The following is a 655-nucleotide window of genomic DNA, read 5'->3' on the forward strand; positions in this document are numbered from 1 at the left end:
AGGATCAATAACGGCACAGCTGCTTTTTTTGCCAAGTACAGCCCCATGCTAGTTGACGCTTGATCATGGTGATCCGTTGTGGATGTAAATCCTTTATCAAAAATACGCGGTACATCTTTTGGATCAATGCCCCTGCCACAGTCTTTCACTTGGAGCTGCGTCTGTTCCCCTTTTTGAAAGCTTTTGATCTCGATTTCAGAGGCTTCGCTGTATTTCACCGCGTTTGTCAGCAGCTGCCTGATGATAAACGCCAGCCATTTTGCATCGCTCAGCACTTCTTTGGCATCGAGCTGTATATCAAAACCGATCCCTTTTTGGATACACCACGATTGTAAATCTTTGATTTCTTTAAAGATCAAAGGCTGAAGCTGAATGAATTCTACTGACAGATCGTTTTCAATAAATGAAATGCGTTTTTGATGAAGCTGCTGATCAAGAAGCAGGTGAATACGCAGCCATTCATATGACAGCTGGGATTTCAGTGCTTTTTCTTCCATTCTATCAATGATTAAATGCATCGCTGTTAATGGGGTTTTGACCTCATGGATCCATGCCATCAGCTCATCTTTTTCATTTTCCAATGCTAAGCGATGCCGTGCTGCGGTCTGCTTCAAGTGTTCTGTTTGCCCGGCAATGCTTCTTTCAACCATTGCTT

General features: G+C 43.2%; 1 pseudogene. It reads right to left on the minus strand.

The annotated features are described in order from the left end of the window. A pseudogene (gene bceS, locus ACWHAR_RS28155) lies at positions 1 to 655 on the minus strand (two-component sensor histidine kinase BceS); the annotation flags it as partial.

The organism is Bacillus sp. LR--39 (genome assembly GCF_053613335.1).